This is a genomic window from Kordiimonas sp. UBA4487, assembly GCF_002389025.1.
Taxonomy (GTDB): Bacteria; Pseudomonadota; Alphaproteobacteria; order Sphingomonadales; family Kordiimonadaceae; genus Kordiimonas; species Kordiimonas lacus.
This window is the reverse complement of the sequence record NZ_DGNR01000011.1, coordinates 467,499-482,822: the sequence shown is the minus strand read 5'-3', so window position 1 is coordinate 482,822 and position 15,324 is coordinate 467,499. Positions and strand designations below refer to the sequence as shown.

The 15,324-nt window shown below is 54.2% G+C and carries 13 protein-coding genes; 5 read left to right on the top strand and 8 right to left on the bottom strand.

The window, feature by feature from the left end; translation table 11 throughout:
* Positions 1-114: 114 nt before the first annotated feature.
* From ptsN to B3Z17_RS07745, 7 genes are all read right to left on the bottom strand, one after another.
* The gene (gene ptsN / locus B3Z17_RS07775) at positions 115-576 is read right to left on the bottom strand and encodes a PTS IIA-like nitrogen regulatory protein PtsN (protein WP_068308595.1); all 462 of its coding nucleotides are present in this window, start codon (positions 574-576) and stop codon (positions 115-117) included.
* A gap of 73 nt (positions 577-649) precedes the next feature.
* Positions 650-1,234 (bottom strand): ribosome hibernation-promoting factor, HPF/YfiA family, encoded by a 585-nt coding sequence (gene hpf, locus B3Z17_RS07770; protein ID WP_068308593.1) that lies wholly within the window; start codon positions 1,232-1,234, stop codon positions 650-652.
* Between the two features lie 281 nt (positions 1,235-1,515).
* The gene (gene rpoN, locus B3Z17_RS07765; RefSeq protein WP_286829288.1) at positions 1,516-3,102 is read right to left on the bottom strand and encodes an RNA polymerase factor sigma-54; all 1,587 of its coding nucleotides are present in this window, start codon (positions 3,100-3,102) and stop codon (positions 1,516-1,518) included.
* 11 nt (positions 3,103-3,113) lie between these two features.
* Entirely contained in the window at positions 3,114-3,899 is a 786-nt protein-coding gene (lptB, locus tag B3Z17_RS07760; protein ID WP_286829287.1) for an LPS export ABC transporter ATP-binding protein, read from the bottom strand.
* Between the two features lie 194 nt (positions 3,900-4,093).
* Positions 4,094-4,621 (bottom strand): LptA/OstA family protein, encoded by a 528-nt coding sequence (locus B3Z17_RS07755; protein ID WP_286829286.1) that lies wholly within the window; start codon positions 4,619-4,621, stop codon positions 4,094-4,096.
* Complete coding sequence (locus B3Z17_RS07750) at positions 4,618-5,346, bottom strand: hypothetical protein (RefSeq protein ID WP_068308587.1); 729 nt, start codon at positions 5,344-5,346, stop codon at positions 4,618-4,620. The genes B3Z17_RS07755 and B3Z17_RS07750 overlap by 4 nt, the downstream gene beginning before the upstream one ends.
* Positions 5,347-5,364: 18 nt before the next feature.
* On the bottom strand, positions 5,365-5,976 hold the full coding sequence (locus B3Z17_RS07745; protein ID WP_068308586.1) for a ribonuclease D: 612 nt from the start codon (positions 5,974-5,976) through the stop codon (positions 5,365-5,367).
* 253 nt (positions 5,977-6,229) lie between these two features.
* On the opposite strand from B3Z17_RS07745, the gene B3Z17_RS07740 reads away from it, so the two are divergent.
* Together B3Z17_RS07740 and B3Z17_RS07735 are read left to right on the top strand one after the other, a co-directional pair.
* Entirely contained in the window at positions 6,230-7,021 is a 792-nt protein-coding gene (locus tag B3Z17_RS07740) for a thioesterase family protein (RefSeq protein WP_286829285.1), read from the top strand.
* Between the two features lie 89 nt (positions 7,022-7,110).
* Complete coding sequence (locus tag B3Z17_RS07735; protein ID WP_286829284.1) at positions 7,111-8,079, top strand: oxidoreductase; 969 nt, start codon at positions 7,111-7,113, stop codon at positions 8,077-8,079.
* Here B3Z17_RS07735 and B3Z17_RS07730 read toward each other — a convergent pair.
* Complete coding sequence (locus tag B3Z17_RS07730; RefSeq protein WP_286829283.1) at positions 8,076-9,200, bottom strand: THUMP domain-containing class I SAM-dependent RNA methyltransferase; 1,125 nt, start codon at positions 9,198-9,200, stop codon at positions 8,076-8,078. The two genes, B3Z17_RS07735 and B3Z17_RS07730, sit on opposite strands and share 4 nt — an antisense overlap.
* 174 nt (positions 9,201-9,374) lie before the next feature.
* Here B3Z17_RS07730 and B3Z17_RS07725 point away from each other — a divergent pair, with 174 nt between their 5' ends.
* The 3 genes from B3Z17_RS07725 to B3Z17_RS07715 all read left to right on the top strand — a co-directional run bounded on the left by B3Z17_RS07725 (position 9,375) and on the right by B3Z17_RS07715 (position 15,322).
* On the top strand, positions 9,375-9,845 hold the full coding sequence (locus B3Z17_RS07725) for a hypothetical protein (RefSeq protein ID WP_068308579.1): 471 nt from the start codon (positions 9,375-9,377) through the stop codon (positions 9,843-9,845).
* A 543-nt stretch (positions 9,846-10,388) separates the two neighbouring features.
* Entirely contained in the window at positions 10,389-10,943 is a 555-nt protein-coding gene (locus B3Z17_RS07720; protein WP_286829282.1) for a hypothetical protein, read from the top strand.
* Positions 10,940-15,322, top strand: a complete 4,383-nt coding sequence (locus tag B3Z17_RS07715) for a tyrosine-type recombinase/integrase (RefSeq protein ID WP_286829281.1) — start codon at positions 10,940-10,942, stop codon at positions 15,320-15,322. Before B3Z17_RS07720 ends, B3Z17_RS07715 begins: the two co-directional genes overlap by 4 nt.
* Positions 15,323-15,324: the final 2 nt, after the last annotated feature.

Sequence of the window (15,324 nt, the reverse complement as noted above, 5' to 3'; positions counted from 1 at the left end):
TATTATTCAAAGCACTAAGGCTGATATAGAGGTCAGCGGAACAGGCCCCAAGGGCCTGATTGGCTTGGGGCGATGATTGCAGCAAGATCGTGATAAGCCGCGAAGGGCTGTGGATTAGGCCGCGTTGCTGGTTGGCTGCGCCAGCATGGCATAAAGCGCGCTGTCGTCTGACGTGGCACGGAGCTTTTTCAGTGTGCCTTCATCGCGCAGCAGGCGCGAGACGCGAGCCAGCGCCTTCAGGTGGTCAGCGCCCGCGTCCGTCGGGGCCAGCAGCATAAAGACGATATCCACCGGCTGATCGTCAACCGAGTCAAAATCAATCGGGCTCGCGAGCCGTGCGAACAGGCCCTTGATTTCATCCAGGCCTTCGACGCGCGCGTGCGGGATGGCCACACCTTTGCCAACGCCGGTGCTACCCAGTTTTTCGCGTTCGAGAAGCTTGTCGAAAACAAGACGTGCGTCCAGCCCGGCAAAGTCTGCAAGCTTGCGGGACAGGGATTGCAGTGTCTGTTTCTTGCTTGATGCCTTGAAGTCACCAAGCACGTTCTCCGCTGTCAGCAGATCTTCGATCTCCATGATCTCTCTCTCATCCGGGCCCACCACTGATGGGCCCGGTAAACCCTCTTGTCTGTTTCCTACCTGCTACCTGTTAGGCGGCACTCGGGCTGATCCACCCGATGTTGCCATCTGGCCTACGGTATACCACGTCCAGCGTATCGCCCTTGCGATTACGGAACATGAAGACATTGGCATCGGCCAGGTCCATCAACATCACGGCGTCCCGCACACTGACGTGGGGGATCTCTTTCTTGTTCTCCGCGATGATCAACGGTTGGCCTTCGGCGCTCTCGCCGTTCAGCATGCCCTCGGCATCTTCTTCTTCCGGCGCGAGCACCAGGTCGCTTGCGACCTCAATTGCAATCTCGCGCTGCGGCGTGTGGTGGTGGTTCTTAAGGCGTCGTTTGTATCGACGCAACTGTTTTTCTATTTTATCGGCTGCGAGTTCGAATGCAGCATAGGGGTCGTCTGCTTCCGCGTGGGCCTGCATATTGATCCCTTGATTGGCGTGAAGCGATACATCAACTCGGTATAAGTGTCCTTCTTTGACAAAAGTGGCGTTTGCATCAATGGTGCGGTTAAAGAACTTTTCTGCGACAGTTTCGAGGCGTTCTTCGACATGCTGAGTGAGCGATTCACCAACATTCATTTTCCGTCCGGTAACATTGATATCCATAGGAGCCAATCATCCTTTCTCAGGTAGCCGGGGAGGCTACCGCTACTATACCACGGACCGTTGCGGTCCGGCTGCAGCGTTGAGTTCCAGCGTCTGTCCCCGTCTGACACTGGCGCCGCTTTCCAACCATTGCGGTTGGAAATTTCAGCCTACCACAAAAGATGGTTTAAGTGTGGTTAATCCACTTTGATTTGTGTCAAATTTTTGAATTTTAACAAGTTTTCATGTGAGGTCTGGCAGGTGGTTTTGCAAGGGCCGAAAACGACTCAGCCAGCCGTGTTCTAGCTGCCCATGTTTTTCAGGCGACGGCGCTGGACGGAAGACGGGATTTTCATCGCCTCCCGATATTTTGCAACCGTGCGTCGTGCGATGTCGATGCCCTCTGCCTTCATCATGATCACCAGCTTGTCATCGGACAGGATTTTCTTCGGATCTTCATCGTCAATCAGTTCCTTGAGGCGGAATTTGACCGACTCGGACGAATGGGCATCGCCGCCATCGCCCGCAGAAATGGCGGAGGTGAAGAAATACTTCAACTCGAACATACCGCGCGGGCAGGACATGAACTTGTTGTTGGTCACGCGCGAGACGGTGGATTCGTGCATTTCAATCTCGTCCGCGATGTCCTTGAGCGTCAGCGGTTTGAGGAACCGCACGCCATGCTCGAAAAACTGGCTCTGGGTTTTCACAAGCGCTGTTGCAACCTTGAGGATGGTGCGCGCGCGCTGGTCCAGGGCCTTTACCAGCCAGTTGGCGTTCGACAGGCAGTCGGACACGAAAGCTTTGGCTTCCTTGCCGCCACTCACGTCACCCAGTTCCGTCAGATATTGCTGGTTCACCAGCACCTTCGGCAGCGTGTCGGTATTCAGTTCCACCACCCAGGTGCCGGCCCGGCTTTTCTGAACGAAAATATCGGGCACCACGGGCTGCACCGCCTGACCGCCATAGGCAAGGCCCGGCTTCGGGTTCAGCAGGCGGATTTCCTTGATCATGTCCGCCAGGTCATTCTGGTCGATGCCGCACAGGCGCTTCAGGGTTGCCATGTCGCGTTTGGCCAGCAGCTCAAGGTTTTCGACAAGCGCCTGCATTGCGGGGTCGTACCGGTCCAGCTCCTTCAGCTGGATCGCGAGGCACTCAGACAAAGAGCGGGCAAAACAGCCCGAAGGCTCGAGCGTCTGCAGCGCCATCAGCACGCGCTCCAGGTCTTCCGGTGTGGCGCCCAATTGTTCACCAACCTCCTGGACATCGTCCGCATTCACATAGCCGGCCTCATCCACCAGGTCGATCAGGTGGGTCGCGATCAGCCGGTCTGCAGGCTCCTGCAGCAGCACGGACATCTGGCGCATCAGGAAGTCATGCAGGTTTTCTTCGCCTTCAAGCGTCTGGTCCAGGCTGCGCTCGTCGGAAAAGCCGCCGCCGCCCTTGATGGCGCCGCCGCCTTCATAGGAAAGCGATCCGCTGCTGGCACCGCCACCTTCCTGCGGCACCCGGTCGGAAACGGCGTCGTTATTGTAGATATTGGTCTCATAGTTGGCGTCGAGCGCGCCGTCCGAGCTGGACGACGTATCAAAGTCGCTGTCCATGCTCTTGTCGGCGGCCACGATCCCGTCGCTGCCGTCGCGGGCTTCGCCGCCGTCGCGCAGGTTCGAGTCGCTAAAGTCGCTGTCGCCCTGGTTGCTGCCCTCGTCCGGGCCGCCACTGTCGCCGGGCTCACCAATTTCCAGAAGCGGGTTGCGCTCCACTTCGGTCGAGACATAGTCGGCCAGCTCTAAGTTGGAGAGCTGCAAAAGCTTGATCGCCTGCTGCAGCTGGGGAGTCATCACCAGCTGTTGGCTTTGCCTGAGATCAAGTCTTGGCGTTAGCGCCACGTCTCCACCTCCTACAGGCTGAAGCTTTCGCCAAGGTATACCCGGCGGACATCCGGGTCCTTGAGGACAGCTTCGGCGTTACCTTCAAACAGAACGTGCCCGTCATAGATGATGTAGGCACGGTCGATGATATCAAGAGTCTCGCGCACGTTATGGTCTGTGATCAGCACGCCGATGCCGCGGTCCTTCAGGTGGGCCGTCAGGTCGCGAATGTCGGCGATGGCGATCGGGTCAATGCCGGCGAACGGTTCATCGAGCAGCACAAAGCTTGGGCGGGCGGCAAGCGCCCGGGCGATTTCGCAGCGCCGACGTTCACCGCCTGAAAGCGCGAGCGCGGGCGTGTTCCTCAGGTGCGTGATCGAGAATTCCTCGAGCAGCTTGTCGAGCATCGCGTCGCGAAGCTTGCGGTCAGTTTCGACCACCTCAAGCACGGCGCGGATATTGTCCTCGACCGTCATGCCGCGGAAAATGGATGTTTCCTGCGGCAGGTAGCCGATGCCCAAACGGGCACGGCGGTACATGGGCAGGTGGGTGATGTCATTGCCGTCCAGCATGACGCGGCCATGGTCTGGCGCGATCAGTCCGGTGATGGAATAGAAGCAGGTGGTTTTGCCCGCGCCGTTGGGGCCGAGTAAGCCGACAACTTCGCCGCGGTGCACAGACAATGACACATCGCGCAGGATCGGCCGGCCGCTATAGGACTTGCCGATACCGTCGATAATAAGACCCTCATCGGTCCCGCCGGTCAGGCCGTGGGCGGGGGCGCCGCCTGCCTTGATGTCTGTGTCTACACTCATATACTGCCTCTCGATGTGACCCGGGCCCCGGGCCATCCCCCACGCTTAGCAGCAAGCCAAACTTGCTGTTGGCTCATTTTATGCATAAGCATTGTCAATAAATCATGAATAAGATGTTTACGCCAGCCCATTAGGCAGGAAAATTCCTAAAAGACCAGGCAATGAATCATCAGGTGAATGTGGCCAAAGGGCTGCTATTGCTGGTCGCCATCTTTCTTGGTTGGCACGTTGAAGGTGCCGCGCACCCGGCCCTCATTGCTGGCCTCACCATCCAGTTTTGCCAGTCCGGAAACCAGATCAAATTCAAGCCGTTCGCCGCGCAGGCTGTTGTCACCCTGGGTGAACACCACATTGCCGCCAATGGTCACCAGCCGCCGGTCCACATCATAGACGGCCCAGTCGCCTGCCAGGCTCTCGGACGAGGACGTGAGGGTCACATGGCCCTGGGCATCCAGCCGGTCGATGCTGGGGTTCTTGATGCCGCTTTCGGTCTCATAGAACACCGTCAATGTGTCTGATGTCAGGGTCATGCCCCCTTGCTTGACATTGACGGACCCCTGAAAGATTGCCCGGCCTTCCCGCTGTTTCATCTCCAGCCGCTCAGCAGAGATATCCAGCGGCTGATAGGTATCATGATTTTTGAGCACGGACTGCGCCATCGCGCCCGGTGCGGCCAGCAGCATTGCCGATACGGCCACGGTCTTCAGGGTCTTGGAAATCATGATTTTGCCTCACGGTTAGCGGCTGGGTTGTCTTTTGTGTCATTGCCTTTTGGGCGGCGGGGCGTGATGGACAGCTTCACGCCGCCATCAAACAGGCCTTCGCGTTCATCCACCAGGATTTCCATGCGGCCTGCTTCAAGCGTGCCCAGGTCGGACACGCCGTTGATGGACCCCTGTCCTGTGGCTGTGTGGGCTTTCAGGTCCACTTCGGCGCCAGCCATATCCAGCCGGTAGCCGTTCGATGTGTTGACATGAACGCCGCCCACAAGCGACAGCGTCCCTTCTTTCATGCGGTAGATGCCGGTGCGGGCCTCAACGGTTGCCGGCATGCCGGGGTCGAGTTCCATTTCGGCGCGGATGTCTGTCAGGCGGATGCGCGGCGCGCTCGGGTTTTCCTGAAGGCCGGAGGCCGCCTGTACCCGGAACAGCCGGTCCAGCCCGTCCGTGCCGGCATAGCTCAGGTTGGTCATCCGGATCACGCCGTCCGATTTGGCCACTTCATCTTTCGACAGGGTGAAGCTGACTTCCGTTTCGTTCAGGATGGGCCACAGCAGGGTTATCCCGCCCAGGATGATGGCAACCAAAGGCAGCACCACGCGCATGGCATGAATGAAGCTGTCCCAAAAGGGGCTGGAAGGGGTCGCCATGACAGGCGACAAGGCGGCCATGGCTTCCTCGCGGGCCAACCCTGGGCTTGTATAATGGTCGCGATCAGCCTTGGTCACGAAACTTGTCCCTATCCATTAGTGGGAGAAAATATCCATCGGCTCGAACCCTGCCAGGTCCAGCTCGGCGCGGGTCGGCAGGAAGTCGAAAGCCGCTTGCGCCAGCGCCGTGCGCCCTTCGCGGGCCAGCATCATGTCCAGCTTGTCTTTCATCTTGTGCAGATACAGCACGTCGGATGCGGCATAATTTTTCTGCGCATCACTGATGTCGTCTGCGCCCCAGTCGCTTGATTGCTGCTGCTTGTCCAGCTCAACGCCAACCAGTTCGCGGCACAGGTCCTTCAGGCCGTGGCGGTCGGTATAGGTGCGCACCAGCTTGGAGGCGATCTTGGTGCAGTAGATCGGCGCCGTGTCGACGCCCAGATACTGCTTCATCACCGCGACATCAAAGCGGGCGAAATGGAAAATCTTCAGAACTTTCGGGTCTGCGAGCAGTTTCTTCAGGTTCGGCGCGTCATAGGCGCCCTTTTTGAAGCGCACCAGATGGGCGTCGCCGTCGCCGCTTGAAAGCTGTACCACACACAGCCTGTCCCGGTGCGGCAGGAGCCCCATGGTTTCGCTGTCGATGGCTACGGACGGTCCGAAATCCAGCCCGTCCGGCAGGTCGCCCTCGTAAAAGTGAATGGCCATATGTGCTCCTGAAATAGATGTAAACAGTCTGTGGGCCCCTTAAGGCACCCTACTGCCACCTTTTGTCATGACGAATGGCTATTATAAAGAGCCTTGTGGCAGAAAAAAGAACTATATGCCGGAAAGGCTTGAATACAATTGGACATAGGCGCCATGCATCATTGAACGCTTGTTCTGGCATGCAAGTGCCTTATTTCCTTGTTTGCGATGCGTGCATTGCTGAGCGTGCAGTGTTTTTTTGAGGCTGAGACAGATGACAGACAGAACGATGGCCGACATTCTGGCCGATATTGATGGACCAGAAGCGATGACCCAGGTGACACCCCTGTGGATGCAGGGGCGCGCGGCCTTCGGTGGGCTTGGCGCGGCTATGGCGGCCACGGGCATGCGCCAGGTCCTGCCAGAGGAAAAGCCCATGCGGTCCCTGATGGTGTCCTTCGTTGGGCCGATCCCGGCAGAAGCGGTGACTGTCCGGTCAGAACTGTTGCGCGAAGGCAAGAATGTCAGCCAGGCGACGACGCGGGTTCTGGCCGGTGATGCGGTGTGCCTTCAGGCATCGGCCGCGTTCGGCAGCGCGCGCGACACCAAAGCGGTCGCCCCGGCTGCAGCCTTCCGGCCGGAACCGCGCGACAGCGTCCCCCCGATGGACCCTTCACGCACGCCGCTGCCGTCTTTCCTTCAGAATTTCGACATTCACTGGACAGGCGACGGCATCCCCACATCGAATACCGGCGCCCGCCGGCTTGGCAAGTGGGTGCGCCACAAGTCGGACATGAGCGCCTTTCCGGTCGAGAAAATCATCGCGGTCGCCGATATCCCGCCGCCGCTCATGATGGCGCACTATGACCGGCGGATCATGGCCAGCTCGCTCAGCTGGTCGCTTGAGTTTGTCGTGCCCGCGCATGAAGTGGACAGCGACTGGTTCTATCTGGACTATAGCCTGGAGGCCGCGGCTGGCGGCTATTGCCAGCAATCCGGCCAGATATTCACCGAAAGCGGTGATCTGGTCGCGCTGTCACGCCAATGCATGACCTATTTTGAATAACCCCCGGTTTTCACGAATGGATTAACGGCCTTGCCTTCGGGCCCCGTCCCCTTACCTCATGAAGGAACATATTCATGAGGGGACATCATATGGCAGCCGCAGACCAGAAACCGATCGGATCGGGGTTTCACGCAAAATCAACGGCATCGGAGGTGCTTGAGGGCATCGATCTCAAGGGCAAGAACATCATTGTCACCGGTGGCTATAGCGGCATCGGGCTTGAGATGGTGCGGGCTCTGGTGGCAGCAGGCGCCAGCATCACCGTTCCGGCCCGGCGCGTGGACACAGCGGCTGAGGCGCTTAAAGGCATTCCTGGCGTCACCGTGGCGGCGATGGACCTGGCGGATATCGCCTCGGTCCGCGCTTTCGCGGATAGCTATGAAGCCACGGACAAGCCGCTTGATATCCTGATCAACAACGCGGGCATCATGGCCTGCCCCGAAACCCGCGTGGGCCCGGGCTGGGAAGCCCAGTTTGGTGTCAATCACCTGGGGCATATGGCGCTTACACTCGGCCTCTTGCCAGCGCTCAGGCGCGCGGGTGGCGCGCGGGTGGTTGCCCTGTCGTCCACGGCCCACATCATCACGGATGTCCTCTGGGACGACATTCATTTTGAGCGCACGGACTATCAGAAATGGACAGCCTACGGCCAATCCAAAACCGCCGACGCCCTGTTTGCAAACGCGCTCGACCGGCGCGAGGCGGCAAACGGTATCCGGGCCTTTTCAGTGCATCCGGGCGGCATTTTCACGCCGCTTCAGCGCCACCTGCCGGAAGAAGAAATGGTTGCGCTCGGCTGGAAGAACGCCGACGGCACGGTGCCTGAGCGCGTGAAGGCCATGTTCAAGACGCCAGAGCAAGGGGCATCGACCGCCGTGTGGGCCGCGACCTCCCCAAAGCTTGAGGGCATGGGTGGCCTTTACTGTGAAGACTGCGATATTGCCAAGCTTGGTGACGAGACCAGCCAGCGCTGGGAACATGTCCGCGAATGGGCGTGCGATGAAGCAAATGCCGACCGCCTATGGACGATCAGCGAAGAGATGCTGGCGGCTGTTTAGCCGCCGTTCGCCAGTGGTGCGGTCTGGTACAGTGTCACCGGAATACCGCCGTGCGAAAAGCGGGTTTTGGCTTTGCGGAACTTGAGGCCCGTCGTCCGCGCCAGCTCGTCCGAGTTGGTCACCAGCCCGACGCGCCAGCCGACAAACTCGGCCTTCAAGCTATTACCGAGCGACTGATAAAGCGACCGCAGCTTGTTCACTTCACCAATGCGAACGCCGTAAGGCGGGTTGATGATCACCAGGCCCGCCGGGCCTTCGGGCGCCTTGAGGCGGCTGATGGTCAGCTGGTCAAAGTGGGTGATATGCTTGACCCCCGCCCGCTCGGCGTTGGCGTCGCACATGGCCACGGCGCCCTTGTCGCGGTCAAAGCCATGGAAGCGTACGTCTGTTTGCGGGTTGGGTTTCAGTTTGGTCATCCTGCGCCAGGCCGCCTTGTCGAAGCCCACCAGCTGCTCGAACGCAAACGTGCGTGACCGGCCGGGGTTCAGGCCCAGCGCCATCTCTGCCGCCTCAATCACAAAGGTGCCGGACCCGCACATGGGGTCCACAACCGGCTCCTGGCCCTTATAGCCGCATTCGCGCAGCAGTAGCGCCGCCAGGTTTTCCCGCATGGGCGCCTTGTTCACGGCTTCCTTATGGCCGCGTTTGTGCAGGCTTTCGCCGGAGGTGTCGACACTGATGGTGCACATGTCGTCAAAGATGCGCGCTTTGATGCACACCTCGGCATCTGGTGAAATCGTGCCGCCGAACTCTTCCGTGATGGCCTTTTCGATCCGCTCGGCCGCCGCCTTATGATGATAGATGCGCGATTTCTTGCAGGTCACTTCCACGCGTACCGGCACATCCCGGCGAAGCGTTTCGCCCCAGGGGAACTTGCGCGCCAGCTTGTCCAGCTTGGCCAGGTGCATCACGCGAAACTCGCCCAGCCGCACCAGTACCTTCGAGGCCCCGCGCAGTTCCAGGTTGGCCCGCCATACGTCAGGCCAGCCGCCGCGCACGGTCACACCGCCTGTGGTAGCCTCGGCCCCATCGAAGCCGCGTTCGGTCGCTTCCGCCAGCAGGGCCGGTTCCAGCCCCGGCACGGTCACCAGGAAAATCTCTAAGTCATCATTTGTGTTCATGGCGCATCAGTAGCCTGTTTTGGCCGATCCGTCGACGGTTGTGGAGCGGTGGCTTCGAAAATACAACCAATAATAGTTAGATGAATACCGCCTCAGCTATATTTGGGCACTCACAATGGATAAGGTCAATTCTCGATACTACCAATGGTTATATTCTATTCTTAGGAGGTTCATGTGAACATCAAATATATCGGGGCGGCCGCTGCCGCATTGGGTGCGACGGCCAGTCTTGTTTCTGGGGCAGGGGCGGCTTCTCAGTCTGAGGAAAATTGGACCGCTTATGTGGCGCTTCGTTCGGAAATTGGTTCGATTCCCGGGCTTTCGGGAGATAACATCTGGCTGACATGCAGGGATGGTGACGACCCGGATTCCACCAAGATCGTGCAGGTTACCAATGAACTGCTTGATCAGGGTACCTACAACAAGTACCAGATACCGGCATCCTGCTATCCAAGATACAATCCCGATCCTTCGAACTCATTCGAATTCTTCATCGAACCACACCCGGGGCCGACCAACTTTGAAAAGATCTGCGGCGGAACGACGGTATCGCTGAACAACGGGGTGGTTGTCCGTTTCTTTCTTCAAAAAACCAGCAAGAAAATAACATGTGAAATCAAGCCCGGGCCGCTGCCAAAATCATAAACTGGGCCCCAAAGGCGACGTGGAAAGCTTTCCTGATGCTTCCATGAAATGAACCAGCTATCTGACGCGGCGTTGGATCCTGAAGGCACTGGGGTCGAGAGCGGCCGTTGGCCCAAAAAGCAAAAACCCGCCTGACCGAAAACGGTTAAGGCGGGTTTTGATGGTGCCCAGAAGAGGACTCGAACCTCCACGTCCATACGGACACTAGCACCTGAAGCTAATATTTAAGCATGTATATTAATTTACCAAAAAATATGATAAGTGTATTTATATTGTTAAATCAGTTAGTTATACAATATTTGGCTTAAGGTAATTGACGTTGATTAAAATCAATTTTCAAAGTATATAAAATTTTCTGCATAATCATGGGATATAATCCTGTATAAATCCTTCATCACGGTGTCCTTGTGCGCTATAACTCGTCAAGTCTTGTGACAAGCGTAGGGTTGTTGGAGCACAATGAATGGAATCAGTATTCGTTCCAGGAACTCTGCACTTCGAGGGATTGGGGATTGCTTGACAATTGCGACTTAGGAAAATTATTTGGCATTCATAAACCTCTCAGTAAAGAACCACAGATTGCTGATCCATCCGTTCTTGGAGCAGAAGATTCGACCTGAGTTTATTGATCCCGACCGACACTCTTCTTCTCTTGTAAAGAACCTTCAAAGGTGTAAGCAGCATCTACTTGCGGACCGACCGTTAGTTGCTAGGGCGGGGAAATCGCGTGAGTTTTATGTGATTTGTCCTGTCTTTGCGGCGATCTTGAAGAAACACCAATGGGCTGCTTTCGATGACATATCGATCCCTGCAATTGTGGTGTCAATGTCTGAGGAAGAGGTGGAAGAGCTGGTTTGGGCTAAGGTTCGCGCTGCATTTAGTGTCATTGAAGTTTGTCGCAAAACCCATGTTGGAATATTCGATACATTTGGACAAAGGCCGGTGGAAAAAACCTCGCGACGGCCAGCCAAAGCCGAGGAGGACTTTGATAGCCTGGCAACTGCTTTGCTCAACTACCTGATAGAAGTGGCGGCAAATCGTGAAGATCAGAGTGATCAAATGAACCTTTGGTCTCACACAAAGAAAACAGACACATGACTGTTTTTCGGGGCAATTTAGCCAGTAAGAAAAAGGGCCGAGAAAAAGGTAAGTCGAGCAAAAACTTTGTCCTTCAAGAGCGCTGGCTAACTGCCAATTACAATGCCGAGAGTTTGGGTGAAGACCAAGCCCTTTTGAGCAAATGTTTGTCGTTATTGAAGGCTGCCCCATCGGGCTCCACTAAATGGTGCATGGCGCTATTCACCGGACTGTCGTTGGTCACTGGACGTTCCCAGCGTCGATTGATGAGGTTGCAGTTTGAAGCTCATCCCGAAAATGAAGAATGGTGGGGTATAGAAGATGGGGGTATATACTTATACTATCGCCCTCAAATAATCAGGAGTGATCTGGAAGGTTTCATTGAGGAAACAGGCTACAGTCACCTTGTGAATGAGGTGAAAACTGGCCCCTTCCAGCAACCCATTCCTAAGTCGTTAGGCGTATATTTGACGCTGTGGGCTAAACTTTCAGTCCTCAGGCGGAAGGAAGTAGGAAAGATTGCAGGCACTATTATTAAAGACCTGCAGGAATATGATCGGCGACCCTATTCGCCTGGGCGAGTGGCATCATCTCTTTCTTACTATTTATCTACCAAGAAATGTGGGATCGCAGATATTGGCTATCTGACCGGCTTAAGCCCTCGGCGATGCGTAGCTCTTCACTATAGTCAACTAAAGATCTCCGATATTCTTCCCCCCCTTCATAGGTTTCTTAAGGAACTAGGATTCTCGGACGATGAAATACCGAGTGTTCCTGATGCTGTTGTTGGCACAGCATTAACTATTGATGACAACAGCTTATCATGGATGTACCGGCAACAGGTCAAACCCCTGCGGGGTGCTTTGGCAGATGACATAGCCGAATATGTGAACCGCCATAATGAAATAGCCTACATGACCTGGGTATATTTTCAGCTGTCAACGGGACATCGGCATAATGTTGGCGCACTAAAATCGGTCTTACATTTTGATTTGTTGTCAGGCTTGATCATTGTCGAAGACAAGACAACGCGGCCACTTGTGTTATCAGTCGCAGCAGTTCAGCAACTGAAATTTTATCTTGGTTACCTTCAAAATTTTAAAAGGCAGGCCGACCTAAGTCAGCTCCAATTGGCCAAGCACATAGAAATGAGCTTGAACGGCGACGCGCCTCTATTTTTTCTGATCGACGGCAAAAAACAGCGCAAAGATTTCAGCGTGAGGAATCTCAAGGCCTTGGTGCAGAAGTTCTGGCGTTTTCCGCCGAATTGGGCGAGGCACTTCACATTGACCAAGTTAGTAACAACCTTGTCTGCAGACCAATTTCCTGCATGGGCAGGTCACCTTGAAGGCCAAAAAGAAGCCGATGACCGTTTTTCAGGCCTGGGTCCTGTACTTCAGAGAGAAGCGTCTGAGACAATGTCTCGGGTGCTGGAAGGCGTTGGTATCACTCCTTTCAACCCCTGCGATTGGAAATTGCCCGAGGCTCCAAAAGTTTCATTGCCAGAGGCCTTGAAGAAACTAGGCAGTTGGAACAATGCTGAAAAAAGCCGACTCAAGAAAGAGCCGGAATCAACGAACCAATCTGCTCCAACTCATGCGTATTGGACCAAAGAGCGAATGCAGAGGTGTGTTAGCCTTTTGGACTGGGAATCTAAGTTTGTTGCACGCTTGGAGAGTTTGCAAATAAACCATCCAGACATCGAAGCATGGATGGCCTTAACAATCTACTCCGCTATGACCCGCGGAGGGCTAACCAAACCCGAGATGGTGTATGCACTTTATACCCAATTGCACAGAGGCGGCCTCCAGTGGTGGACAGTGGGAGGCCGCAGTTATGTTGACCTATCTTCCAAGGTGGACAAAGGCCCTTTCAATTTGCGTAAGTCAGAAGATGAAGCGCATAGGCAGTTGCATTGGCCAGTAGACATGCAGACTTTGTGTTTGCTTTTGGCTGGCCCGTTTTGTTCGAGTGTCTCGCATCACAATCTACCAAATAGCAGGAGCCGCTTTTTTTCTTGGTTTTCGACCTGGTTTGTAGGGGCCAGTGATCGCGGCATTAACTCCCTTAAGGAACTATGTCGATGTGTTCCATATATTCAGTGGTTCGTTTTGAAGGCTGATATTAGTTATGGAGATGCTTATATTGCCGGACCGGGGCAGTATAATTTTGCGCCGAACAATGGATCACTATTAAGCCTGCACAATTCGATTAATCGCATAATTTGGCGACCAGTTGACAATTCTGCTCGGGAGAAAAAGAAGTCTGTTCGCAAACATAAAAAGGGCAGGCTAAGCAGCTCATTTGGTGAAATGGCCGCTTCGCAAATTCGCAGCCTGTTAGTTAATACAAGTATTAAAGCGTCGCGAAACAACATACAGAATTTCATTATTCATGAAATGCGCGATTGGACTATTGAAACGCAGTTACTCGTCCAATGGATTGAATACAAACTCAGCCATATCAAAGTCGCGACAGCCAAAGATTATCTGACTAGCATCGATGTTGAGTGGTTTACCGCTGTCCAGGGGCACAGCTTCGAGGAGCTAACAGCCGATCAAATACTCGCTGTGTATCAGCAGATAATCGAAGGTACTACTGACACCAACCGGCGTGAAACATATATTCAGCGGCTTCGCTGGATTCACCAGTTTGGAGTGGAGGAGTATGGGTGGCCGTTAGAGGGCGAGTTGGCAACCTTTCTAAAAACGAGCTCCTCACTTACCTTCGTCTGTACCTCTATTGTCGATTATCGGCATGTCTATAACGTATTGGAAGCTCTAGATCAGCTCGATGAAGACGAAATTTTCAGAGCGCAGCTGAAGTTGATCCTCATTTTTGGGTTTAGGTGCGGTGTCAGGATTGGAGAAATTCTAAAGCTGCGGTTTAGAGACATCGACCCAGAATCAAATTGGGCAATCTATGTACGCGGAAGCCGGTTGGGCTCAAACAAGTCTGATAATTCACTGCGAAAGTTGGAGTTGGCCAGCCTTTTATGTGAGGAAGAGCTCACTCTACTCAAGCAATATTATCATGAACTCAAGATTGATAGTGATAAGGCTGACTATCTGTTTGGGCTTGGAGGGCAAAATATCCCTTTGGAACAGGTCAAGTGCAGCCAAATTCTAGGGGGCGCTCTAAGGCAATCGACTGGCAATACTGAAGTTGTTTTTCATTCGCTACGTCACAGCTGGGCAAGTACCTCCTATGCGATTGTTAGCGAAGAATGGGATCTAGCAAAGACACTTACTGGTTTTGATGAAGACAAATTGCTTGCTCTGCGTGAGCACTGGCTGCGAAGTGAGGATCTGGCGCGGGACGGTCTCTGGCAAATCGCTAGGGCACTCGGCCATGCGTCACCGGCCACTTCCATACAAACGTACATTCATACGATTCCAGAGATAATGCATCAGAAGCTGGCCAGAAGCCTTTGGCATCCAAAAACTAATAAGGACACTCCAATGAAATTAGACCCTCTTCAAGAATCGCTTAAGAAACTTCTGAATTTCCGGCAAGGCGAATTGGATGAACTGGGCTATGTTCGAGTAATGAATAGATTGGCTAAGAAGGTGCGTAAAAATACAGGAGAAAAACAAAAGCCTGTTAAAAAACCTAGAAGCATCAAACCGGACCTGACATTTGATTTACCTGCAACCTATTTAATTTTGGCTGGTGCACTTAGTAAGCTAGCAGGGGGACAAGAGTTAAGTTCGGTTATCGTTCAGTATCCTGTTTCTAAGTCCGATCTGTCAGATATGTTATCTAGATGCAGGAAATTGGCGGATATTAAAACTAGTACAGGCGCACAAAAACTAGTTTCTAATGGAGGGTGCGAGGAAAGCCTGCCTGCTATTTTGCCAAATCTACACAAGAGCCCAAAAGTCAGGCAGTTGGCAATGGAGGCAGCCAATAAGCTTAGGAAATACTGCAAAAAAAAACGTGAGCGCAAATTGAAAGTAAGACAAGCTCTAGCGGTTCTAAAATCCTTTACTGTGAGCCAGCACCAGCTCGTTATTTATACGCGCGAAGAGCTTAATGATATCGCCGGGTTTTCGAACGGTTTGCTTCCCAATGAATTTTGGAAATTGGAATTGGTTGCAACGGTAAAAGGCTCAGGCGAGGAAGTAAAAAGAGCTGAAAATGATATTTTAGTGTACTGGGGCAAAGCGCCTTTTTTTCACCTTGTAGACAAAAATTTCAATACAAAAAGAAGCCGTAAAAACCCCAGTAATGAAAATGGCATCGTGTACGCGACTTTGGCCCACACAAAACAAGAATTCGGGGCTGGCCAAGCGGGTCGCCGCCTCGGCGTCAAAATGCTTGGCTGGTTAGCCTACATGACTGTGGTGCTATACGCCACCAATGAGGAGGTGGAGGCGTTTTCTGGAACGATTTGTTGAGC